This is a genomic window from Brachybacterium sp. AOP43-C2-M15, from assembly GCF_052446295.1.
In the GTDB taxonomy this organism is placed as follows: Bacteria; Actinomycetota; Actinomycetes; order Actinomycetales; family Dermabacteraceae; genus Brachybacterium.
This window is the reverse complement of record NZ_JBQSWB010000008.1, coordinates 139,353-162,999: the sequence shown is the minus strand read 5'-3', so window position 1 is coordinate 162,999 and position 23,647 is coordinate 139,353. Positions and strand designations below refer to the sequence as shown.

16 protein-coding genes and 1 pseudogene are annotated in these 23,647 nt (G+C 73.3%); 10 read left to right on the top strand and 7 right to left on the bottom strand.

Annotation, left to right across the window (positions count from 1 at the left end; translation table 11 throughout):
- Positions 1 to 6 precede the first annotated feature (6 nt).
- Positions 7 to 2,148, top strand: a pseudogene (locus ACT3SP_RS10690) (DUF6541 family protein).
- Positions 2,149 to 2,172: 24 nt separating this feature from the next.
- On the opposite strand, the gene ACT3SP_RS10685 reads toward ACT3SP_RS10690, so the two are convergent.
- The 5 genes from ACT3SP_RS10685 to ACT3SP_RS10665 all read right to left on the bottom strand — a co-directional run bounded on the left by ACT3SP_RS10685 (position 2,173) and on the right by ACT3SP_RS10665 (position 7,749).
- Positions 2,173 to 3,024, bottom strand: a complete 852-nt coding sequence (locus ACT3SP_RS10685) for an NAD-dependent epimerase/dehydratase family protein (RefSeq protein ID WP_444587272.1) — start codon at positions 3,022 to 3,024, stop codon at positions 2,173 to 2,175.
- A 115-nt stretch (positions 3,025 to 3,139) separates the two neighbouring features.
- Complete coding sequence (locus ACT3SP_RS10680; protein WP_444587271.1) at positions 3,140 to 4,234, bottom strand: glycosyltransferase family 2 protein; 1,095 nt, start codon at positions 4,232 to 4,234, stop codon at positions 3,140 to 3,142.
- Positions 4,235 to 4,424: 190 nt separating this feature from the next.
- A complete protein-coding gene (locus ACT3SP_RS10675; RefSeq protein ID WP_444587270.1) occupies positions 4,425 to 5,669 on the bottom strand; it encodes a polysaccharide pyruvyl transferase family protein in 1,245 nt (414 codons plus the stop codon).
- Positions 5,666 to 6,655: a lysylphosphatidylglycerol synthase domain-containing protein gene (locus ACT3SP_RS10670; RefSeq protein WP_444587269.1), complete on the bottom strand. Its 990-nt coding sequence runs from the start codon at positions 6,653 to 6,655 to the stop codon at positions 5,666 to 5,668. Before ACT3SP_RS10670 ends, ACT3SP_RS10675 begins: the two co-directional genes overlap by 4 nt.
- Before the next feature lie 17 nt (positions 6,656 to 6,672).
- Positions 6,673 to 7,749: a nitroreductase family protein gene (locus ACT3SP_RS10665; RefSeq protein ID WP_444587268.1), complete on the bottom strand. Its 1,077-nt coding sequence runs from the start codon at positions 7,747 to 7,749 to the stop codon at positions 6,673 to 6,675.
- 353 nt (positions 7,750 to 8,102) lie between these two features.
- Between ACT3SP_RS10665 and ACT3SP_RS10660 the strand changes: the two genes are divergently transcribed.
- The 5 genes from ACT3SP_RS10660 (at position 8,103) to ACT3SP_RS10640 (ending at position 17,599) form a co-directional block, all read left to right on the top strand.
- On the top strand, positions 8,103 to 9,968 hold the full coding sequence (locus tag ACT3SP_RS10660; protein WP_444587267.1) for a hypothetical protein: 1,866 nt from the start codon (positions 8,103 to 8,105) through the stop codon (positions 9,966 to 9,968).
- A 154-nt stretch (positions 9,969 to 10,122) separates the two neighbouring features.
- A complete protein-coding gene (locus tag ACT3SP_RS10655; RefSeq protein WP_444587266.1) occupies positions 10,123 to 11,439 on the top strand; it encodes a UDP-glucose dehydrogenase family protein in 1,317 nt (438 codons plus the stop codon).
- A 323-nt stretch (positions 11,440 to 11,762) separates the two neighbouring features.
- Positions 11,763 to 14,009 (top strand): acyltransferase family protein, encoded by a 2,247-nt coding sequence (locus ACT3SP_RS10650; protein WP_444587265.1) that lies wholly within the window; start codon positions 11,763 to 11,765, stop codon positions 14,007 to 14,009.
- A gap of 130 nt (positions 14,010 to 14,139) precedes the next feature.
- Positions 14,140 to 15,465, top strand: coding sequence for a M18 family aminopeptidase (locus tag ACT3SP_RS10645; RefSeq protein WP_444587264.1), 1,326 nt, complete (start codon positions 14,140 to 14,142; stop codon positions 15,463 to 15,465).
- A 19-nt stretch (positions 15,466 to 15,484) separates the two neighbouring features.
- The gene (locus ACT3SP_RS10640; RefSeq protein ID WP_444587263.1) at positions 15,485 to 17,599 is read left to right on the top strand and encodes an acyltransferase family protein; all 2,115 of its coding nucleotides are present in this window, start codon (positions 15,485 to 15,487) and stop codon (positions 17,597 to 17,599) included.
- Between the two features lie 10 nt (positions 17,600 to 17,609).
- Here ACT3SP_RS10640 and ACT3SP_RS10635 read toward each other — a convergent pair whose 3' ends face one another.
- On the bottom strand, positions 17,610 to 17,882 hold the full coding sequence (locus ACT3SP_RS10635; RefSeq protein WP_444587262.1) for a hypothetical protein: 273 nt from the start codon (positions 17,880 to 17,882) through the stop codon (positions 17,610 to 17,612).
- A 112-nt stretch (positions 17,883 to 17,994) separates the two neighbouring features.
- Here ACT3SP_RS10635 and ACT3SP_RS10630 point away from each other — a divergent pair, with 112 nt between their 5' ends.
- Positions 17,995 to 18,378: a hypothetical protein gene (locus ACT3SP_RS10630; RefSeq protein ID WP_444587261.1), complete on the top strand. Its 384-nt coding sequence runs from the start codon at positions 17,995 to 17,997 to the stop codon at positions 18,376 to 18,378.
- 99 nt (positions 18,379 to 18,477) lie between these two features.
- On the opposite strand, the gene ACT3SP_RS10625 is transcribed toward ACT3SP_RS10630, so the two are convergent.
- Complete coding sequence (locus ACT3SP_RS10625) at positions 18,478 to 20,052, bottom strand: glutamyl-tRNA reductase (protein ID WP_444587260.1); 1,575 nt, start codon at positions 20,050 to 20,052, stop codon at positions 18,478 to 18,480.
- A gap of 285 nt (positions 20,053 to 20,337) precedes the next feature.
- Here ACT3SP_RS10625 and hemE point away from each other — a divergent pair, with 285 nt between their 5' ends.
- Genes hemE through hemQ form a run of 3 tightly spaced genes read left to right on the top strand, consistent with a single transcriptional unit; the run spans position 20,338 to position 23,581 of the window.
- Positions 20,338 to 21,378: a uroporphyrinogen decarboxylase gene (hemE, locus tag ACT3SP_RS10620; protein ID WP_444587259.1), complete on the top strand. Its 1,041-nt coding sequence runs from the start codon at positions 20,338 to 20,340 to the stop codon at positions 21,376 to 21,378.
- Positions 21,375 to 22,814 carry a protoporphyrinogen oxidase gene (gene hemG / locus ACT3SP_RS10615; RefSeq protein WP_444587258.1) on the top strand — a complete coding sequence of 480 codons (1,440 nt, stop codon included), beginning with the start codon at positions 21,375 to 21,377 and terminating at the stop codon, positions 22,812 to 22,814. Before hemE ends, hemG begins: the two co-directional genes overlap by 4 nt.
- Positions 22,811 to 23,581, top strand: a complete 771-nt coding sequence (hemQ, locus tag ACT3SP_RS10610; protein WP_444587257.1) for a hydrogen peroxide-dependent heme synthase — start codon at positions 22,811 to 22,813, stop codon at positions 23,579 to 23,581. Before hemG ends, hemQ begins: the two co-directional genes overlap by 4 nt.
- Positions 23,582 to 23,647: the final 66 nt, after the last annotated feature.

Below are 23,647 nucleotides of genomic sequence, written 5' to 3'. Positions count from 1 at the left end.
TCTAGCATGAGTGCGAGCGGCGGGCCCGTCAGGGCGGCCTCCGGCGGGGCGGTCTCCGAGCGGGGCGCTGACCGCAGCGGGACGACGGCAGGACGACCACAGCGAACAGGGGCACGAGTGACGGTGCTGGGAGTCCTCGCGACGGTGCTCGCGGCGCTCGTCGTGCTCGGGCTCCCCGGCCTGCCGACGGTGCTCGCGCTGAGGCTGCGCGGGCCAGCCGTGCCGGCCGCACTGGTGCCGACATCCCTGCTTCTGGTCACGCTCGCCGCAGAGGCCGGGCATCTGCTCGCGCTGCCCTGGACGATCCTGTCGCCGCTGGTGCTCGGACTGGTGGCCGGGGGCGCGCTGTGGCCCCTGCGCCGGCGCGCCGCCCCGGCGGCGGAGCCCGATTCCGCAGCGCCCGATGCCGCAGCGCCCGCCCCCGCAGAGGGCGAGCCCGCCCCGGGCCCCGCACAGAGCATCGAGGCGCCCCGCGGCCACCGGATCGCGATCCTCGCAGGTCTGGTGATCGGCGGCTGCTCGGTCCTGGCGCAGGCCCTGAGCGTCATGGGCTCCGTCGTCGCGGTGACGCAGACCTACGACGGCGTCTTCCACCTCAACGCCGTACGTCGCATCCTCCGGTTCGGGGACGGGTCGGCCTGGGTGGTGGGCGGGATGACCTCCCTGCCCGGGCAGGAGAGCTACTACCCCTCGCTGTGGCACCAGCTGGTCAGCCTCGTCGTGTAGCTCTCCGGGCAGGACATCCCCCTCGCCTCGAACGTGACGATGCTGCTGCTCGCCGCTGTGGTGTGGCCCGTCGGGCTGGTCGCCCTGGTGCGCCTGTGCACCTCGGCCGGCCCCGTCGGCTGGATGGCCGCCGGCGCCCTGGCCGGAGTCACCGGCGCGTTCCCCCTGACGCTGATGTCCTGGGGTCTGGTGCTGCCCTACTTCCTGTGCCTGACGATGATGCCGATGGCGGTGATCGTCATCGCGCACCTGGCCGGGGTCGTCCCGCCCTCTCCCCGCCGTCTGCGTCCTGTGCAGCTGGCGGTCCTGCTGCCCGTCGTCCTCCTCGCGGTCGTCCTCGCGCATCCGCAGGGACTGTTCGTCGGGATCGTCCTCGGGGTGCCGATCCTGGTGTGGGCGACGGCGGCACGAGCTCGCGAGCTGTTCGCGCAGCGGCCCGTGCGAGGCAGGAGCCTGCGGTTCCTGCTGCCCGTCACGGTGGGCGCCGCCGTGCTCTCGGCCGTCGCCTGGCAGCGATTCCGCCCCTCCCCCGAATCCGCGTTCTGGACCCCGACGGCCTCGGCCAAGGAAGCGGTGGGCCAGGCCCTCTCGCTCGCGCCGAACGGGGCGCCCACCTGGATCCCGATGGGGCTGGTGGTGATGGGATGCGCGACGGCGACCCTGCTGGGATCCCGCTCCCGCTGGCTCGTGGCCCCGTGGGCGGCGGCGGTGGCGATGTCCGTGGTCACCCGCAGCGTCCCGGAGGGCCCCCTCCGGTACCTCCTGACCGGCAACTGGTACAGCGACAACCACCGCATCGCCGCGATCATCGCGGTGAGCACCGTGCCCGTGCTCGCCGTCGGCCTCGACGTGCTGGTCCGGCGGGCCGCACAGGCGCTGCCGGCGCTGCGCGGGCACGCCCGTCCGGTCCTCGCGCTCGCGATGGCCCTCGGCGTGCTCACGCTGGGCGTCGCCGCTCCCGGCACCCGCTCCCACGCGGAGCTGATGGCGGCCGACTGGCGCCCGGGGCGGCTGCTCACCGAGGACGAGCGCGAGGTGCTCGAGCGCCTGCCCGAGGTGGTGCCCGAGGACGCGGTGATCGCGACGAATGCGCTCAACGGCAGCGCTCTCGCCTACGCGATCTCCGACCGACAGGTGCTGAACACCTATATGGCCTTCCGTGCCGTGCCCGAGGTGCATCTGCTGAACGCGAAGCTCGACGACGCCCAGGAGGACCCCGCTGTCTGCGATGCGGTCCATGAGCTCGGGGTCGAGTACGCGCTCGACTTCGGCCCCCGGGAGATCGGGGGCGGGCACGCCACCTACACCGGGCTCAACGAGATCTCCGAGACCGGTGCCGCCGAGGTGGTGCTGCAGGTGGGGGATGCGAAGCTGCTGCGCATGCTGCCCTGCACCGGCACCGGCGGCCGCGAGCTCCCGTGAGGACCCGCTCGCGACCGGCCGCCCTCAGCGAGCGCTGCGGCGCCAGCTGTGCTGCGGCTCGAAGCCCAGCACGGAACGCGCCCGGTCGATCGACAGCAGCGTCCCGTGGCCGGAGATGTCGCCGCGGACGGGGACGTCGGGGAACACCTCCGCGACGAGCTCGGCGTTGTCGCGGGACATGACCGTGTCGGCGGCGGCGACGATGAAGCGGTCGAAGCCCGTGGCCCGGTGCTCGAGCGCCAGCCGCACGGCCTGGGCCCCGTCGCGGCCGTCGATGTAGCCCCAGAGGTTCCACTTGCGCCGCGTCGCCTCGGCGTCGAAGGACGGGAACTGCTCGTAGTCCTCCTCGTCCATCACGTTCGAGAAGCGCAGCGCGATGATCTTCAGCCCCGGGTGCCAGCGCGTCAGCTCGATCGCCATCTGCTCCTCGAGATGCTTCGAGAGCGAGTACGTGGACTCGGGGCGCGCGGCGTAGTCCTCGTCGACCGGGATGTAGGGAGGCGGGGTGTCGAACGGCAGGCCGAGGACGGTCTCGCTCGACGCCGTCACGATGTTCGTGATGCCGGCCTTGATCGCGGCGGTGAACACGTTGTACGTGCTGATGATGTTGTTCTGGAAGGTCGCGGCGTTGGTCGCGAGGCCGGGAGCGGGGATCGCGCTGAGGTGGACGACGGCGTCGAAGCCGTCGGGCGCCTGCTCGTCGATCCCGGTGAGCGCATCGAGGACCTGACCGGCATCGCGCAGGTCGATGCGGACGAAGCCCGGGCCCCGCTCCCCGGACTGGTCGAGGTTGACCACCAGGTGCCCGTGCTCCCGCAGCTGCCTGACCACCGTTCGTCCGAGCTTTCCCGAGCCACCTGTCACTGCGATTCTCATGGGCTCATCCTGCACCCTGCGCCCTGCGGGCGGCCCCCGCCGCGCCGCCCGGCGTCACGGCGCGCGCCGCCCGGCGTCATGGCGCGCGGCGGGCGGCCGCCCGGCACGGCCCGGGTCAGCGCTCGCGACGGTCCGTGACGACCGGGCCGGCCACCGGCTGCTCGGGAGCCTCGGGGGCGAACTCCCGCTCGCTCCCGTCGGTCCACCCGGTCGCGATGGGACCGGTCGAGGTGGGAACCGTCTCGCCGCTGCCGGCCAGGGGGTGGTTCGGGGTGCCGTACTGGATGAGCTTGACCCGCTCGAGGACGTCCTCCATCAGCACCCGGTTGGTGCGCTGGAGATCCGCGATGATCATCAGCACCAGCGTCAGGAACGAGCAGGTCAGCAGCATCAGTCCGAAGATCAGCGACTGGATGTGGCCGCTGCCGTCCCCCATCAGCGCGAAGATCAGGAAGCGGACGAAGGGAACCAGCCCGGCCACGCCGGTGATCGCGGCCAGCCAGATCAGCACGTGGTGCGGCTTGAACATGAGGTAGGCGCGCACGATCGCCGAGCCCGACTTCCCCATGTGCTGGAAGATGTTGTCGAACAGGCGCGACTCACGGGTCTTGGGGTTGGTGTCGATCGGGATGGACGCGATCCGCAGGCGCTTGTTGCCCGCCTGGATGATCGTCTCCATGCAGTAGGAGAACTGCGTGATCACGTTCAGCCGCATCAGGGAGGCCTTGGAGTAGGCGCGGAAGCCGGAGGCGGCATCGGGCAGCTCGGTCTCCGCCGCCAGGTTCACCACGTGCGAGCCGACCGTCTGCATGGCCTTCTTGAATGGGGAGAAGTGGGCGATCTTGCGCGTCTGGCGATCGGCGATGGCGATGTCGGCCTCGCCGGCGACCACGGGGGCGACGAGATCCGCGATCCGCTCCTGCTTGTACTGGTTGTCCCCGTCGGTGTTCACCACGATGTCCGCGCCGTGCGCGAGGGCGTAGTCCACGCCGTCGCGGAAGGACCGGGCCAGGCCCATGTTCCGTGCGTGCCGCACGAAGTGCGTCACCCCGTAGGATCTCGCGACCTCGACGGTGCGGTCCGTGGAGCCGTCGTCGATGATCAGCACCTCGACGGAGTCCACGCCAGGCAGCTCCTCGGGGATCGTCTCGAGCACCGCCGGGAGCGTGTGCTCCTCGTTCAGGCACGGGATCTGGACGAAGACTTTCATGAGCACCTTGTCAGTGTCGGCGGCGCGGTCGGGACGATCCGCCCTCCCGCGCCGGAGGGATTCGAGCGATGCGACCCTAGGCGCTCAGGGTAGCCGGTCGGTGAACAGTGGGTGGAGTCGGGAGGGCATGGTGACCGGAGAGCCTGGAGTCGGGAAGGCATGGTGGCGGGAGCGCATCGACGGAGCCGGATCACCGGCTGCGCGCCGCGACCCGCTCGGTGACCAGCTCGGCGATCAGATCGGCCTGCGCCGCGGAGGTCCGCTTGACCTCCGGCAGGTGGCGGTCCAGCTTCTCCTGCACCTCGTCGCGCCGCTCGTCCAGCTCCGCGAAGCGGGTCCAGAGGTGGTCCGGGGTGAGCTGGTCATGGCCGAACGCCCAGTCCTCCAGCTCGAACATCTCCAGCACCTCGCGGTACTTGTGGCTCCAGCCGATCACCAGCGTGGGCACCGCCATCGCGAGCGACGACACCATCGCGTGGAAGCGGCTGGCGACGAACAGGGAGCAGCGGCCGATCAGCAGGCGCAGCTGCTGGGAGCTGAGCTCCCGGTCGATGAACAGCAGGTCCTCGCCGTCCCGCAGGCGCGCGCTGATCTCCCGGCACAGCGGCAGGTCGTTGTTGTGCGTCCGGTCCGTGCCGGTGCGGACGCTGTGCGGCAGCAGCAGGACCTTCCTGCCGTCCGCCCGCAGCCGCTCGATGAACGCCACCATCTGTCCGACGTAGTCGCCCTCGCGGGCGTCGACCTTCGTGCGCAGCACGACGCTCGGGCACACCCCGACGACGTCCCCGGAGGCGAAGAAGTCCATGTCCACGGTCCCGGAGACCGCCTCGGTCTCGGTGCCGTCCATCTCCAGGGAGAACGCGTAGTCCGCGCCGGCGAAGAGGTTCGTCAGGCCCAGACCCTCCGCGTGCTCGTGGGTGATCCGTCCCCGCGTGACGATCGTGCTGGCCCTGGGCAGGAAGATCCTGGAGACGAGGCGGTTGATCGGGTTCGTGAACGGGCCCACGGCCTGCGCGCACTTGAACACCGGGGTGCGCAGGTTCAGCGCCGGCAGGATCGAGGCCACGTTGTACAGCAGGAACTTCTCCCGCCCGTCGGTGAAGGTGATGCCCCCCTGGTCCAGCAGCACGTCGCTGTCCGCGAGCGCCCGCACCGCGGCGCTGCGACGCAGCAGGGGCCGCGCGACGGGCAGCACCCGGTGGGCGAGGGCGAGCGAGTTGATCACCACCCCCAGCCGGAGGGGATCGGCGCGGAGCACCTCGAGGCGCGGATGATGGTTCTGCGCCCGGTCCTCGTCCGGATACATGCTCAGCAGCGTGTAGTCCACCTCTCCGAGCCGCTCGTCGAGGGTCTGGACGGCGCTCTCGAGCATCGCCGCGGCGCCCTTGTTGCCGGACAGCGCGGAGCCGATGATCGTGATCCGGGGACGGGTCATGGGCGGGTCTCCTTCGGGAGGGTCTGACGGATGATGAGGTACAGGAGGGCGACGACGGCATCGCCGACCGTCGCCAGGAGGCGCGCGAGGAGGCTGATGATGATCGCTTCCGAGGCGGGCACGTACTGGCTGAGGACCACGACGATGACGGCCTCGCGGACGCCCAGCCCGCTGGGCACCAGGATCGCGAGGATCCCGATCGCCCCGGCGAGGGCGTAGGTGGCGGCGAAGGGCAGCCACTGGGCCGGGGTGATGTCGCTGATGGTGGCGGCGAGGAGGACGAAGCCGACGCCGTTGATCGCCCGGGGCAGCAGGAACTCGAGCGAGGAGAGCAGCGCCCGCGGCCCGCTGAGGAAGTACTGGCGCGGCACCTCGGCCTTGAGCAGCTTCTTCGCCGGGAGGGCGATCAGCGCGTGGAAGGCGGGGGCGTAGAGCACCACGGCTGCCGGGACCAGCACGAGCAGGGGCGCCAGCAGCAGGGTGGCGTTGGCCCCGAAGACCTGGGGCCCGAGGCTGATCAGCAGGATCACCGCGGCGGGGACGAGCGAGGCGATCTGCAGGAAGACGTTCTCGTACAGGAAGCTGATCAGCACGAGGGTGCGGCTGATGCCCTTCCGCCCGGCCCAGAGCACCTTGTTGGCCACCGAACCGACCTGGCCGGGGATGTACTTCAGCACCCAGGACAGGCACTGCACGGCGATCGCCTCGCGCGCGGGGATCCGGGCCGCGGGGTCGAGCCAGCGGACGACCCGCCCCCAGGCGATGCCGGTGGTCGCGACGGCGACGGCGAAGCAGACGGTGGCGAGCACCCACCACCAGGAGAAGGCGAGGTCCTGCTCGCGGACCTGGTCCCAGTTCTCGGCGAGCGAGCGGGAGAACAGCCATCCCACGACGCCGACGACGAGGAGCGTCGCGATCCAGCGCAGGGCGCGCTTGGCTCCTGCGCGCCGGGTCCCCCCGACCGGGGCCGTCGTCGCGTCGTCCATGGCGGGGCCCGTCCTCGTCACTCGTTGTAGCGGCGGAAGGTGTCGAGCTCCTTCTTCGCCGAGTGGGGCACGAGGCCCTCGTCGAGGGCGTACCCGAAGCCGATGAGCATGACGACCCGGTCGCTCGTGTCGAGTCCCAGCCGGCGCTGCATCGCGGCCTCGAGGGGCTCGAAGTCCGGCCAGTTGATGACGGTCGAGCTCAGTCCGAGGGTCTCCAGCGCGAGCAGGAACTGCATCGACGCGAGGGAGCCGTCGACGTAGATCGCGTGCCGGTCGCGGGGGCTGAAGTAGGAGTCCAGCTTGCCGACCACCACGGCGACCGCGGGGAGGTTGTCGCCGTAGCCGGCGGTGCCGAAGGGGATCTGCGCGATCTCCTTCGCGAGCGCCGGGTCGTCGAAGATGCGGAACTCGTAGGGGATGCGGTTGCAGGCCGTGGGCGCCTGCCGGGCGAGCAGCAGCGCCTTGTCGATGAGCTCCCGCTCGACGGGCCGCTGCTGGTACCAGCGCACGCTGCGGCGCTGCCGCACCAGCTGGTCCAGGTCGTCGTAGGAGAGGTCGCTGAGGGTCTGCTTCGGCCGGGGGATCCTGCCCGTCGGCTCCGCCGCGTAGGGCGCCGCCGCGAAGCGCTCGCGCGCCGTCTCCACCACCCGATCGGTGCGCGCCGAGACCGCGAAGTACTCGGTGAGCACGTCATGGGCCCAGTCCAGCTCGGCCTGGTCCATCGTGCCCGGCGCGGTGCGGCTCTGCTGCACCGCCACCTCGTAGAACTCGATCGTCTCGGTGATGTAGTCGCGGGCGAACACGTCGCGGCGCGGACGCATCGTGAGGCCCTTCTCGAGCCGGTGGACGTTGCGGCGCAGCTCGACGTGCGTGGTGCGGGCGGCGCTCTTGTTCCGGTAGTAGTTGCGACGGCCCCGCAGCACCGCGGACTGCTCGCGGTTGAAGGGGAGGGCGTTGCCGGTGAAGAAGAGGTGCGTGAGGAGCCGGCTGGAGCCGAAGGTCTCGAGGAAACCGCGGTTGACGGCCTCGTAGACTCGACGGATCCAGGTAATCGCCAGGAGGTCCTTCGCGATCCTCTTCAGCGTGTTGAGCACAGGGTCTCCCGATGAGCGACGAGTGGGGCGGGCCGCCGTGCCGGTCGGTCCTGGGTCCGGAGCGCGTCGTCGATCGGGGACGCGGTCGGCCGCGCCGCGATCGGGCGCTCGTGGCCGTGGCCGGGGGGCCCCGCCACGGCCCGGTCAGTCTAACCATGCTCCTCCCGGAGCTCGTACGCAGGGGACACGTGCCCCGAGGGGCGTGACTCGAGGAGTTCACCGACCTGTCATCCCGTGGCCCACCGCTGGACACGCACCGGGAGGCGCGGCTCCTCGCGTCGCTACACTTCCCGGAGCCCCTGCGCGATCGCCCGCGCGGACCGGGCGCCCCCAGGCACAGCAGGAGGACCTCCGTGGCAACGCCCGTCGCCCCACCCCCGTCGACCCTGGGGGTCGGCGGCGCCGCGGACGGCGGCGCTCCGGAGCCCGATCCCGCACAGCCCGATCCCGCACGGCGGGTTCCCGCGCATGACGCCTGGTGGTGGGTCGCGGCCGCCGCCTCCGTGACGATCTGCCTCTACCTGCACTGGCTGGTGGCACGCAGCGCCACCGCCCCGCGGACGCCGTGGGACGAGATCCATCCGATCCAGACCGCTCGGCTGTTCGCCGGGCAGGACGGCGTCACGCCGCTCTCCGGGAGCGGGTACTACCCGGGGTGGTCGATCCTGCTGGCGCCGATCTGGTGGTTCACGGAGGACCCCGCGACCGTCTACCACGCCGCCGTCACCACGAGCAACGTGCTGGCGGTGCTCACCATCGTCCCGCTGGCCCTGCTGGGGCGCCGGCTGGGCCTCACCCTCGCCCAGGCGACGACCGCGGCGGCGGTGGTGATGTGCTTCCCGGGCCGGACGGTCCTCGCCGACTACGCCCTCAGCGAGCAGCCGCTGCTGTTCCTGATCGCCTGGGCGGTCCTGGCGATGCACGCGCTGTGGACCCGCCCCACCTGGTGGCGGACGGTGCTGTTCGTCGTCGCCGTGGCCGCCTGCTATCTCATGCACTCCCGGGAGCTCGCGCTGGTCGCGACGGCGGCGGTGTGGCTGCTGCTGCTGGTGGTCCGCCGGTGGCAGGTGACCGCCGTGGGCCTCCCGCTGCTCGCGGTGCTCACGGTCGCGGTCCGCACCTTCTCGGACCGGGTGCACTCCGAGATCCTGATCGGGGGCGGGGGCGGCAAGGAGGAGCTGCTCGGGCGCGTGATGGAGTCCGGGACGCCGTCGCTGTACGTCCGCATCCTGCTGAACCAGTCCTGGGCGCAGGGGGTGGGGACCGCCGGCCTGGCCGTCCTCGGCGCGGTGGTCCTCACCGTCTGGGCGCTGCGGGAGGTCCGGCGCTGGCGGATCGGGCCCGGGGTCTTCCTCTTCGGCGCCTGCCTGTCCGCGCTCCTGCTCAGCGTGCTGTGGTGGACCCGCCCGGACTTCCTGTGGGCCCAGGACGGGTACCTCCGCCTCGACGTGTGGATCTACACCCGCTACGTCGACCACATGGCCGTGTTCCTGGTGCTCGTGGCCCTCGTCGTGCTCATCCGCGGTGTCGGCCGCGGTCCGCTGCTCGCGGCGCTCGGGCTCTTCGCCGCCGTCTCCGGTGCGGTCGTGCTGTGGGTGGCGCAGGACGTGGCGCTGTGGGGCGCGCTCGACGGCCCGGCCAACTCCGCGGCCCTGCTCAGCTGGACGGAGATGTTCCCCGACGAGCCGTACGCACTGCCGCAGCAGCCCACCCCGACCAACGAGAACCGGTTCTGGTTCTGGGCCTCGCTCTTCGGCGTCGCGATGCTCTGCCTGGCCCTTGTGCTGCGGCGACGCCCACGGGTCCTCGTGACCGTCCTGCTCGTGACGGCCTTCGTCCTCTCGGTCGAGGCGGACCCGTCCCAGAAGCGCGACGAGCCCGTGCATCTCGAGGGCGCGGTCGAGCGGGTCGAGGCGGCCACCGGCGGCGAGCTCGTCGACATCGACCTCGACTACTCGTGCAGGGGCCCGGACCTGACCCGTTACCAGATGGTGAACTGGCTGGGGTACTGGCTCTCCCCCCGCGACGTGGACCTCGCGGATCCTCCCGGCGGCGTGCCCTTCGACTCCGACTACGTCGTCTCCTGCGGCGACTGGGACCGGGCCGAGGAGTACGGAGCCCGCCGGGTCGAGGACAGCGGCTTCTACACGTACACGCTCTGGGTCCTGCCGGGCGAGGACCAGGACGAGCTCGAGGAGGCCGGGCTGCTGGCCCCGTGACAGCGCCCGCCACCCCCGCGTCCCCCGGGGTTCACCGGCCCGTCACCGTCTCGTCGCCCGCCCGTCGCGAACCGTGTGACAGGCACCTCTGACGAGGCCTCTCGCCCGCCCAGACCTGTGCTTTCGTCCCCGACCCTGCTTGTAGGCTCGCCCCATGAGAATCAGCGTCATCGGATGCGGATACCTGGGTGCCGTCTACGCCGTCTCGATGGCCTCGATCGGCCACGAGGTGCTCGGCCTGGACGTGGACCGCCGGAGGATCGACGATCTCGCCCAGGGCGTCGCCCCGTTCCACGAGCCCGGGTTCGACCGTGTCCTCTCCGAGTCCCTGGACTCCGGGCGGCTGCGGTTCTCGACGGACTACGCCGAGGCCGCCCGCTGCGAGGCGCACGTGATCTGCGTGGGCACGCCCCAGCAGATCGATGCGGCCGGGGCGGACCTCACCTTCGTCCGCGCCGCCGTGGACTCGCTCCTCCCCCACCTCGACGACGACGCGGTGGTCCTGGGCCGCTCCACGGTCCCCGTCGGCACCGCCGCCTCGCTGCAGGAGCGCCTCCGCGCCGCGGGGGCGCGGTCCCCGCTGGCCTGGAACCCCGAGTTCCTCCGCGAGGGCTTCGCCGTGAAGGACACGCTCCACCCCGACCGCCTCGTCTACGGCCTGCCCGAGGATCCCGCACAGGCCGCCCGGGCCCGCGCGGTGCTCGACGAGATGTACGCCCCGATGCTGGAGGCCGAGACCCCGGTGGTGGTCGGGAACTACGCCACCGCCGAGCTGGTCAAGGTCTCCGCCAACGCCTTCCTGGCCACGAAGATCTCGTTCATCAACGCCGTGGCGGAGGTGTGCGAGGCCACCGGCGCGGACGTCTCCGTGATCGCCGAGGCGATCGGGCTGGACGACCGCATCGGGCCGAAGTTCCTTCGCGCCGGCATCGGCTTCGGCGGCGGCTGCCTGCCCAAGGACATCCGCGCCTTCATGGCCCGCGCCGGCGAGCTCGGCGTCACCGAGGCGCTCGGTCTGCTCCGCGAGGTCGACAACGTCAACAACCGCCGGCGGGACCACGTGGTGAACATGGCGCGCAAGGCGCTGGGAGGCAGCTTCACCGGCAAGCGGGTGGCGGTGCTCGGCGCGGCCTTCAAGCCCGACTCCGACGACACCCGCCAGTCCCCCGCCCTCTACATCGCCTCCAAGATCTCCGGCCGGGGAGCGGACGTCGTCGTCACGGACCCCGCCGCGAACCAGCGGGTCCACGCCGAGCGGCCCAACCTCGCGATCGCCGAGGATGCGTTCGCGGCCGCCGACGGCGCGGACCTGGTCCTCCTGCTCACCGAGTGGGCGCAGTTCAAGGAGCTGGACCCCGTCGCGCTCCGCGAGGTGGTCGGGACCCCGCACATGATCGACGGCCGCAACGTCCTGGATCCCGCCGCCTGGCGAGAGGCCGGGTGGACCTACCAGTCGATGGGCCGCCCCTGAGGGAGTGAGCCCGCACGCCCTATCATCGACGTCGGCCCCGCACCGCAGGGCCGACGTCGAGATCGTGGACGTCGCGATCGTGGACGTCGAGATCAGAGAGAGAAGCACACCGAGCATGCGCACGGGAGGCGAGGATCCACTCCCCCGATGAGCCGCGGCCGTCCGCGGGGCGGCAGCGGCCCTCCCCCCGCACGGTCTCCGACGACCTCTCCGACTGGACCCAGGACCCCCGCCCCGTCGGTGCGCCCCCTGCCGCCCGCTCGCAGCTCGGCGACTGGCTGACGGGGCCGCAGCCCCGAGCCCTCACCACCCTAGACGACTGGGTGCAGGGCCCGTACGAGCAGCACGCCGAGCAGGAGGCCGAGGACGCCTGGTCGACCCGGGACTCCGTCTCCGGCACCCGGGGGACGCGCCGCTCCGCCGATCCCTCGGACGACGGCACCGCGACGGACCACCGGCCCCGACCCGCCTTCCGGGCCGAGCTGCACGGGCTGCGAGCCGTCGCGCTCGGACTGGTGGCCGTCTACCACATCTGGCTGGGCCGGGTCTCGGGCGGGGTGGACGTCTTCCTGTTCCTCTCCGCCTTCTTCCTCACCGGCACCTTCCTGCGCCGCCTGGAGGGCGGACGGGCGCTGGGCATCCCCCGCTACTGGCTGCACACCTTCAAGCGGCTCCTGCCGCCCGCGACCGTCACGATCCTGCTCACGCTGCTCGGCGCGGGGCTGCTCCTGCCGCCCTCCGCCTGGCCCTCCCTCATGCAGCAGGCGGTCGCCTCGGCCGCCTATCTGCAGAACGCGCTGCTGGTGTGGCTGCAGGTGGACTACCAGGCGCAGGACGCGAGCGCGTCCTCACCTCTGCAGCACTTCTGGTCCCTGAGCGTGCAGGGCCAGGTCTTCGTCCTCTGGCCGCTGCTGTTCGCCCTCGTGCTCCCGCTGGCGCGGCGCGGACGGGCCGTGCGCCGGCCGCTGTTCGCCCTGATGCTGGTGATCGGCGCGGCCTCGCTGGCCTGGTCGATCCACTCCACCGCCGTGCAGCAGCCGATCGCCTACTTCGACACCGCCGCACGGCTGTGGGAGTTCGCCGCCGGGTCCCTGCTCGCCCTCGCCCTGCCGGCGATCGACCGGCTCACCGGCGCCGCCCGGCCGGAGTCGGGGAGCGCGCCGCGGCTGCGGGCGCTGCGCGTGCTCATGGGCTGGGCGGGGATCGGCGGGCTGCTCGCGGTGGGCATCGTGCTGGACGTGTCCTCGCGGTTCCCGGGCTGGATCGCGGTCGCGCCGCTGGCCGCCGCGGGGGCGGTGATGGTGGCCGGGCACTCGGGCAGCCGGCTCGGGGTGGACCGCCTGCTGTCCACCCGCCCCGCGGCGTTCTTCGGCGACATCTCCTACGCCCTGTACCTGGTGCACTGGCCGCTGCTGGTGCTGTGGCTGCACGTGAGCGACCAGGGACGGGCAGGACTGCTGGACGGCCTCGTGGTCCTGACCGCCTCCGTGCTGCTGGCGTGGGTGCTGACCCGCGCGGTGGACGCGCCGATCCGCCGCTCCACCTGGCTCGAGGCGCGTCCCTGGCGCGCGCTGACCGCCGTCGCGGTGAGCTTCGCGCTGGTGGCCGGCGCGGCGGGGGTCTGGTCCTGGTCTCTGCGTCACGGCGGCGAGGAGGAGCCCCTCGTCGCCTCCCCCGGTGCCGCCTCCCCCTCCGCCTCTCCCGTCCTCCCCACGGACGAGGTCGCGACCGTCGCCCCGAGGGAGGTCGAGTTCCTGCCTCGAGGATGGGACCTGGACGCCCAGTGGCCGACCCTCCCGGAGGAGTGCTCCGGACGGTTCGAGCCCGCCAGCACGTTCCGCCACGTCCCCTGCCAGCAGCTGCTGCCCGACGGGGAGCAGGAGGACGGGCTCGTGGTGGTGCTGGGCAGCTCCCACGCCCGCCAGTGGATCCCGGCGCTCCTGCCCTGGGCGCAGGAGCACGGGCTGCAGGTGGTCAACCTGCACATGGACGGCTGCGACTTCGTGACGGGCATCGAACGGGGCTCGTACTGCGCCGGCTACGAGGACTACGCCCTGGACTACGTCGACGCGGTCCGGCCCGACGTGGTGCTGACGACGTCCACCCGCACCGCGGCGGACTCCGCCGAGGAGACCACCCATGAGGGGATGGTGAACGCGGTGGAGGAGCTCACCGCGCGCGGGATCGACGTGATCAGCGTGCGCGACAATCCGCGGTGGGAGCAGGACCAGTACGCGTGCGCGGAGGACGTCATCGAGGGCGGCGGCACGCCGGCCGACGCCGATGAGGCCTGCGGCGCGGACCGTGCGGACAAGCTCGCCCCCGAGAGCCCCGCCGCGGATCTGGTGCCCGCGGAGGGAGGCGGCAGCCTCACGCTCCTGGACCTCAGCGACCGGATCTGTCCCGAGGACCGCTGCTCGCCCGTGCTCGGCGACACCTACGTCTACCTCGACGACGACCACCTCACCCGCCGCTTCGTCGAGCAGGCGCTGACCCCCGCGGTGACCGAGGCTCTCGAGGGCCCGACGGGCCCGCGCAGCATCCGCGAGGCCGCCGCGGCCGGCACCTGATCCCCCGCACCCGCGCCTCCGCGCCCTCTCACCCGCACCCGCACCCGCACCCGCACCCGATCGCCGTCCGGCGGCCCTCCTGCGCTGCGGACGACCGCCCGTGCACGGCCCGCGATGGTTCAATGGCCCGGTGACCACTCCGACCCGTCCTGCCGTCCCGTCCCCCGCCCCCTCCGCCGAGGCCCGCGCCACCGCCCTGGACCTCGGCGACTTCGTCACCGCCTCCCCCTCGAGCTTCCACGCCGCCGCGGAGGCCGCCCGCCGCCTCGAGGCCGCCGGGTTCCGCCCCCTGGTGGAGACCGCGGACTGGTCCGCCGAGGACGTCTCCGGCGACCGCTACGTCGTGCGCGACGGCTCGATCATCGCGTGGTCGGCCCCCGACGGCGCCGACACCGGCAGCCCCTGGCGGATCGTCGGCTCCCACACCGACTCCCCCGCGCTCAAGCTCAAGCCCACCCCCCGGTACGGCGGCGGCGAGGGCATCGCCCAGGTGGGCGTCGAGGTCTACGGGGGGCCGCTGCTGAACTCGTGGCTGGACCGCGAGCTGCGCCTGGCCGGCCGGCTCTCGCTGTGGGACGGCACCGTGGTGCTGACCTCCACGGGGCCGCTGCTGCGGATCCCGCAGCTGGCCGTGCACCTGGACCGCGGGGTGAACAAGGAGGGCCTCGTGCTGGACCCGCAGCGGCACCTGCAGCCGATCCTGGGCGAGGGCCGCATCGACGTCATGGAGATCCTCGCGGCCGACGCCGGGGTCGAGGCGGAGGACATCGCGGGCTTCGACGTCGTCACCGTGGACACCCAGGCTCCCGCGCTCTTCGGCGCGCACGAGGAGTACCTCGCCTCCGCCCGCCTGGACAACCTCACCTCCGTCCACGCCGAGGTCGAGGCGCTCATCACGCTCGCGGACGGGCCCCGCCAGGAGGGCGACCCGATCGCCCTGATGGTGGCCAACGACCACGAGGAGGTCGGCTCCGCCACCCGTTCCGGCGCCGCGGGTCCCTTCCTCGAGGACGTCCTGGTGCGGATGCACGCCGCGCTCGGCGGCGACGACGCGACCCGGCGTCGCGCCCTCGCCTCCTCGCTCGTGGTCTCGGCGGACGCCGGCCACGCCGTCCACCCGAACTACCCCGAGCGGCACGACCCGGTCACCCGCCCGCATCTGGGGGACGGGCCGATGCTGAAGATCAACGCCCAGCAGCGCTACGCCACCGATGCGGTGGGGATCGCCGCCTTCACCGCCGCGTGCGACGACGCGAGCGTGCCGTACCAGCACTTCGTCTCCCACAACGCCATGCCCTGCGGCTCCACGATCGGTCCGATCACCGCCACGCGGCTCGGGATCACCACGGTCGACGTCGGCATCACGCTGCTGTCGATGCACTCGGCGCGCGAGATGTGCGCGACGGCCGATCCGCTCCTGCTGCAGCGTGCCTGCGCCGCCTTCCTCCGCGGCTGAGGGACGTCCGCACCCACCGATGACCTCTCCCGCCGAGGCCGGTGCGGGCGTCCGCGCCGACGCCCGCACCGGCGGCCGCCCCGAATCGCCCGGGCACCGCGCCGGGGCGCCCGGCCATCGCCCCGAGCTGCACGGTCTGCGCGGGCTCGCGATCGCGCTGGTGGTGCTCTACCACGTCTTCTTCGACCGGGTCTCCGGCGGGGTGGACGTGTTCCTGTTCCTCTCGGCCTTCTTCCTCACCGGCAGCTTCGTGCGCCGGATGGAGGACGGCCGGCCAATGGCCCCGCTCGCGTACTGGGCCCGCACCTTCAAACGGCTGCTGCCGCCGGCGGTGCTGGTGGTGCTGGCGACCCTCGCCGGGGTGCGGCTGCTCCTCCCGCCGAGCACCTGGCCGCCCGCCCTCGAGGATGCGATCGCCTCGGTGCTGCAGGTGGAGAACTGGATGCTGATCCGGCGCGGCGCCGACTACGAGGCGGCCGCGACCACCGCCACCTCCGCGCTGCAGCACTTCTGGTCGCTGTCCATCCAGGGTCAGGTGTTCCTGCTGTGGCCGCTGCTGTTCGCGCTCTGCGCCGTGGTCTCGCGCCGGTTCCGCCTCGCGCCGCGCCGCGTGGTGCTCGTGCTGTTCTCGGTGATCGCGGTGGCCTCCTTCGTCTGGTCGGTGCTCTCGACCCACACCCAGCAGGAGATCGCCTACTTCGACACCACCGCCCGGATCTGGGAGTTCGCGGCCGGATCGCTGCTGGCCGTGTGGCCGCTCGCGAGCCCCGCCGAGCCCTCCGGCGAGCGGGCGCGACGGGTGCGGACGGCGCTCGGCTGGGCCGGGCTCGCGGCGCTGATCTCGACCGGGGCCCTCATCGACGGACGCTCGATGTTCCCGGGCTGGATCGCGACGGTGCCCCTGCTGGGCGCCGCCGGGGTGTTCCTCGCCGGCACCACCGGCTCCCGCTGGGGCGCGGACCGTCTGCTCTCCTCGCGCCCGCTGTCCTTCCTGGGGGACGTGAGCTACGGCTTCTACCTCGTCCACTGGCCGATCCTCACCCTCACCCTGCTCGCCACCGGGCGCGCGTCGGCGGGGCTGTGGCGGGGCACGGCGATCATCGCCGTCAGCCTGGTCCTCGCATGGCTGCTGACCCTGCTGGTGGATTCCCCGGTCCGGCGCTGGCGCTGGGCGAACGCGCGGCCCTGGCGGGCCGGCGCGGTGGCCGTCGCGGTGCTGGCGATCGGGCTCGCCCCGAGCATCGGCGCGCAGACGCTGCTGCAGAGGGCGGCCGACGAGGCCGAGCGCCGGGCCCACGCGGACAACCCCGGCGCGCGGGTGCTCGAGCCCGGCTTCACCCCGCATCCGGACGCGGACCCGGGCGCCGAGCCGCTGCCGGCGGCCGCCGAGCTGCGCAGCGACTGGGGCCTGCTGGACGGGCCCTGCGAGGGCGATCTCGAGCCGGAGGTCGACTCGGTCGCCGAGGGATGCCAGAGCACCGAGGCCGACGAGGACGCGAAGGTGATCGTCGCCGTCGGCAACTCGCGCATGCGCCAGTCGGCGATGTCGCTGATCGGCCCGGCCGCCGAGCACGGCTGGCGCCTGGTGCTGATCCACCGCAACAGCTGCCAGTTCATGCCCGGTGTGATGACCTACAGCGGCCAGGAGTGCTACGACCACAACCTGGCGGTGATGGACTTCCTGCGCGAGCTGCAGCCCGACGCGGTGGCGGTGAGCACCACGGTCTACCGCGGCGTGGACCCTGAGGTCGAGAGCGAGGTGCTGGACGAGGCGGTGCCCGAGCTCCTGGACCTCGGCATCCCGGTGGTCGCGCTGCGCACCCCGCCGCGCGCCGTCGAGAACCCGGTGGACTGCACGGAGGCCGGCGGGAGCGTGGAGGACTGCACCACGCCCCTGGACCCCGTGCACATGCCGCCCGAGCGCACCGACGCCGCCCGCCTCGAGGAGCTCGGCGCACGCGGCGCGCTCCATCCGGTCGATCTGCTGCCCGTGCTCTGCCCGGAGCACGAGTGCCGGCCGCTGATCGGGAACGTCCACGTGTTCCAGGACGAGGACCACATCACGGCCGCGTACATGGAGACCACCGGGGACGAGATGGCCCGTCAGCTCGCGGAGTCCGGCTTCCGCTGGTGAGGGGACGCGCTCAGCCCTGGGCGCGGAATCCGATCGCCCGCACCGCCTCGACCGCGGCCCGCGCCCGGGCGACGGACTCGTGCTCGGGGCCGTGCTCGCGCCGTGCGTCCTTGAGCAGTTCCTCGACCTGGTAGTAGGCGTCGTCGAGGTGCCCTGCCTCGGCGGTGGCCTCGGCGAGCTCGGAGCGCAGCTCGATGGCCTCGGGGGTGAGGGACTCCCCGTGCTCGAGCAGGTCGAGCAGGCGACGGGTGGCGTCGTGGATGCGCTGCTGCGGGGTGCTCATCGGGGTCCTCCTGGGTCGGGGTCGTGCCCTGTGATCCTACGGGCCGCGCGGGGCATCGGCCCGGCCTCGCCCGGCGACCGCACCCCCGTCGGCGCAGTAGTCTGGCCGGGCCATGGAGATCAATCCGTTCGAGGCGCGTCTGCGCATGCTGCAGCAGATGGACGGCGTCCAGATGCAGCGGGAGGCGGCTCCCGACGAGGAGACCGCCGGCTGTCCGGGGTGCCCGTACTTCTGGACCTGCCCCGTGCCGCACCGCGGCGAGGAGGTCCGGGCCCCGCAGGAGATCGAGCTGGAGGACGTCCGCGAGGTGCTCGGTCCGCGCCGGGAGTACAGCCCGCGCGACGAGTCCGACATCGGCTGGAGCGACGTCTGGGTGGACGAGGAGGGGCTGCGGATCGATCCGGAGCGGCTCGAGCGGCACGACCCCACCGCGGATGCTCCCCCGGAGCCGCCCGCGACCGGCCTCTGGCGCCGGCTGCTGCGTCGCCGCCGCTGAACGGGCCGCCGCTGAACGGCCCTTCGCTGAACGGCCCGACCCCCACGAGGCCCGGCGCGCGGCTCAGCCCGTCGGCCCGGCTCAGCCCGTCGGCCCGGCTCAGCCCGTCGGCCCGGCGCCGCCCCCGGTCCCGGGGCCGAATCCGGCCGGGCACTGCCCGCCGCGCAGCGCGACGCGGGCGATGTCGGAGGCGGACAGCGCGCCCACCCCGATCGGCTCCGGCACGGCGGCGGTCCCGGCCCCGTCCGCGACACCCGAGCTCGCAGCGACCTCCGAGCTCACCGCGACCTCCGTGTTCACTGCGGCGTCCGACCCGGCCCCGGGAGCGCGCGGCGGCACGGTCCGGTCGACGCGCATCCAGCCGGCGGGCGCCGCCTCCCCACCGCCCTGGGCCGCCGCGGACGCTCCCTCGGTGAGCTCCTGACCGGCGGAGATGTCGATCCCGAAGATGGTGTGGAAGGCCGCGACGTAGGCGTCGGCGTAGCCGGACTCCGCGAGATGGCGGGCGCGCTCGGCGGGCTGGTGCATGACCTTGGCGAGGATCCGCCGCACGGAGCGCTCGAGCTGGTCCGCGGTCTCCCCGGCGACGTCCCGGCGCAGGCGGTCGATCTCCCCGTCGGCCGCGTCGAAGACCTCGCGACGCAGGGCGGCCATCGCCGGATCGATCCGGCGCACCTCCTGCTGCAGGCGGAACGCCTCGACGTTCTCGGCGACGATGCCGCGAGCGGTGACCAGGGCGGGATCGTCCTGGGCGGCGGTGTCGAGCTTGAGGTCGGCCAGGCCCAGCACGGTGATGCCCTTGAGGTGGCGCACCAGCGGGTGCAGATCCGAGTGCAGGGCGAGGTCCAGCACCACGGTGCGGCCCGCGGTGAGGAACTGCTCGGGGAACAGGGAGGTGCCACGGCCCGAGCAGGCCAGCACCAGGTCCGCCTCGCGCAGGGAGCGCTCGAGCTCGGCCGGCTCGACCACCCGTGCGCCGTGGCGCTCGGCGAAGCCCGAGGCGCGGCCCGAGGGCGAGTGCACGAGCACGTCCCGCACCCCGCGCCGCGTCAGCTCCGCGAGGCCCAGCCGGGCGTAGGCCCCGGTCCCGACGATCAGCACGCGGCGACCCGCGAAGCCGCCCAGCTCGATCTCGGCCCGGTCCACGGCGACCGCGGCGCCGCTGCGTCCCGCGGCGCCCACCGGGGCCCGGGTGGCGACGGACTTCGCGCAGCGGAACCCGTGCTGGAAGAGGTCGTGGAGCATCGAGGTGGTGCGGCCCCGGTGGCGGGCGGCCTCGTAGGACTGCCGCACCTGCCCGGCGATCTCGGCCTCGCCGAGCACCAGCGACCGCAGCCCCGAGGTGACCTCGTAGAGGTGCTGGGGCACGGGCGCGTCCATCGCCGCGTCGAAGCAGAGGGAGACCACCTCGCGGTCCAGCCCGCTGGTGCGGGCGACCGCGTCCACCACCAGGTCCACGCCCTCGTGGAAGCGGTCGGTGTCGAGGTAGACCTCGAGACGGTTGCAGGTGCTGACCACGACCTCGCCGGCGACCACGGGGACCGCGCCGGCGGCCGCGGAGCGCTCGGCCTGGAGCTCCTCGATCACGGCCGGGAGGGCGTCCGCGCCTCGGGTCAGCGCATCGAGCACCTCGAGGTCGAGGTGCTCGTGGGAGGCGCGGAGGGCGGCGAGCATGGGGGCCAGTCTAGGCCCGGCCGCACCCGCCGGGACCTTCCTCGGTCCCCTCTCGGGGTTCCTGTGCACAATGGAGGCGTCATGTCACAGAACCCCATGTCAGAGCCCACTTTTGCCGACAGTGCGTCAGATCGATCCCGACACCTGTCAGCTTCCGGGAACGCCGCAGGCCCCGGGCTCGCCACCGCTGCCGCACCGACCTCCGGGACCCCGTTCCCGGTCCCCTCGACTCCCGCGCAGCTGCCTGCGGAGCATCCCGCCCGGCGACCGTCGGCCGCCGGCGGCGTGGCCGACGCCTCACTGCTGCAGGAGCTGCGCGGGGTGAGGGCCGCCACTCCCAGCGTGTGGTTCATGCGACAGGCCGGACGCTCCCTGCCCGAGTACCGCGCCCTGCGCGAGGGCACCACGATGCTCGACTCGTGCGTGCGCCCCGACATGGCCGCGGAGATCACCGTGCAGCCCGTGCGCCGCCACGGCGTGGACGCCGGGATCTTCTTCTCCGACATCGTGGTCCCCGCGCGCCTGGCAGGCCTCGGCGTGGAGATCAGGCCCGGCGTGGGTCCGGTCTTCGACCACCCGATCCGCACCGAGGCCGACGTCGACGCCCTGCCGGCGCTGGGCGAGGACTACGAGGCGGCGCTCGACCCGATCCGCGAGGCCGTCCGGCTCACCGTCGCCGAGCTCGGCACCACGCCGCTGATCGGCTTCGCGGGCGCCCCCTTCACCGTCGCGAGCTACATGGTCGAGGGCGGTCCCAGCCGCGACCACCTGCGCACCCGTGCGCTGATGCGCTCGCGCCCCGAGGTCTGGGCGCGCCTGGCGACCTGGGTCTCCGAGCTCTCCGGCCGCTTCCTGCGCGCCCAGGTGCTCGCCGGTGCCTCCGCGGTGCAGCTGTTCGACTCCTGGGTGGGGGCGCTGAGCGCCGAGCAGTACCTCGCGCACGTCCAGCCCCACTCCGCGGCGGCGCTCGCCCACGTCGCGGACCTCCCCGTGCCGCGCATCCACTTCGGCGTCGGCGCCTCCCACCTGCTCACCCCGATGCTCGAGGCCGGGGCGACCGTCATGGGCGTCGACCACCGACTGCGGCTGGACCGGGCGCTCGAGATCCTCCCCGCCGGCACCCCGGTGCAGGGCAATCTCGACCCCGCGGTGCTGTTCACCTCCGAGCAGGCCCGCTTCGCCGAGGCCCGGGACGTGCTCGCGGCGGGTGCCGCGGCGAGCGGCCACGTGGTCAACCTGGGACACGGCGTCCCGCCCGAGACGGAGCCGCAGGTCCTCACCGACCTGGTGAGCTTCCTCCACGAGCAGGGCGCCCGCCCGGCATGAGCCCGCGCACCCTCGTCGTCGGCGGCGGCCTGGCCGGGCTGCTCGCCGCGCGCCGCCACCAGCGCGCCGGCCACCGGGTGGTGCTGCTCGAGGCCGCACCGACACTCGGCGGCGCGATCGCGGAGCGCGTCCTCCCGGCGGCCGGGGAGCTGGCGCTGAACGCCGGCGCCGAGGCGTACTCGACCGGCTCCGGCGCGGTCGACGCGCTGGTCGCCGAGCTGGGCCTCGAGGAGCGGATCGTCTCCCCGCGCGAGGGCCTGGGCAGCCGGGTGGTCTCCGACGCGGGCGTGCACCGGGCGCCGGGCGGCTCCCTGCTGGGGATCCCGGGGAACCCGCTCGCGGCCGACGTGCGCGCGGTGCTCGGCCTCTCCGGGGCGCTGCGGGCGGCCCTCGAGCGGTTCCTGCCCGCCTCCTTCGCCACCGCCGACGGGGCGACCGTCGCCGAGGTGGTGCGCCGGCGCCTGGGCGCACGGGTGCTCGAGCGCCTGGTCGCCCCGGTGGTCGGCGGCGTCCACTCGGCCGATCCGGCGACCCTCGAGTTCGCCGCCGCCTCCCCGCCGCTGCACCGGGGGCTGGCCGAGCACGGATCGCTCACCGCGGCGGTGCGCCGGATCCGCGGCGGCAGCACCGGGAGCACACGCAGCGCCGGCACCCGCGTGCACGCGCTCGCCCCCACCATGGCCGCGCTGCCCGCGGCGCTGCAGGAGCGGATCCTCGGCGCCGGCGGGATCGTGCGCACCGGCGTGGAGGTGATCGGCATCGAGCGCGCGGACCGGGACGATGCCGCAGGCCCCCTCTGGCGCGCGCGCACGGCGCGCGGGGAGTCGCTCGAGGCGGACCACCTGGTGCTCGCCGGCCCGCCCGACACCGGCCGTGACCTGCTGTGCGAGGCCGTGCCCGAGATCGCCCGCGCCGTCCCGCAGGCTCCGTCGGCCGCGGTGCGGCTGGTGGTGCTGGTGCTCGACGCCCCCGCGCTCGACGACTTCCCCTCGGGCACCGGCGCGCTCGTCGCGCCCGGCACCCCCGGGCTCCGCGCGAAGGCGCTGACCCATGCGAGCGCGAAGTGGGAGCACGTGCAGGCCGCGCTGCGCGAGGCCCTGCCCGCGGCCGCGAGCCCGCACCTGGTGCGACTGTCCTACGGCCGCCCGGGCGAGCAGCTCCCGGACCGCGCGGGGATCGTCGACCTCGCCCTCGCCGACGCCTCCCGCATCCTGCGCACGCCGCTGGACCGCGAGAGCCTGCTGGCCTCGGAGGTCATCGACTGGGACCGTGCCATGCGGCAGTCCCTGCCGGGCCACCGTGCCGCCCTCGACGCCCTGACCGCCCTGCTCGCCGAGCAGCCGACCCTCGACCTCGTCGGCTCCTGGAGGGCCGGCACCGGCATCGACGCGATCGTCCGCGCCGACAACGCCTCCACGGAAGGAATCCCCTCATGACCGACGCCTCCCCCGCTCCGGCCCCGACCTCGCCTTCGTCCTCGTCTTCTTCGTCGTCTTCGTCGTCGTCGTCGCCCGAGGAGATCGCGCGGACCACCCGCTACACCAGCTACACGGTGTTCCGCCGTCTGGGGGGCCTCGCCGACGACGGCGAGGTCACCGCCGCGCAGATCACCACCGCGCTCGAGGACGTCAGCGGGCTCATCGAGGCCGAGGGCGCTGAGCTGCTGGGCTACTACGACGTCTCCGGCTTCCGCGCCGAGGCCGATCTGATGCTGTGGCTCGCCGCGGACGAGCCCGCGGCCCTGCAGCGCGCGCTGCGCGAGTTCGAGCGCTCCCTGGCCGGCACCTGGCTGCACCGCGAGTGGGCGGCCGTCGGCGTGCACCGCATGGCCGAGTTCGCCAAGGGTCACGTGCCCTCGTTCATGGTCCCCGGCTTCGAGCGCAAGCAGTGGATCACCGTCTACCCCTTCGTGCGCAGCTACGACTGGTACCTGCTGCCCGAGGACGAGCGCAACCGCATGCTGCGCGAGCACGGCATGCTGGGCCGCGACTACCCTCAGGTCAACGCCAACACCGTGGCCGCCTTCGCGCTCGGCGACTACGAGTGGCTGCTGTCCTTCGAGGCGGACGACCTCCACGACCTGGTCGACATGATGCGCCACCTGCGCTACTCGGACGCCCGCCTGCACGTGCGCGACGAACTGCCCTTCCACGCCGGCCGCCGGATCGAGGACCTCGCCGACGTCGCCGCCCTGCTCGCCTGACCCGCCACCGAGACGCTCACCGAGCCTCTCCCCGATATCTTCACCGAGACCTTCACCGAGGACGCC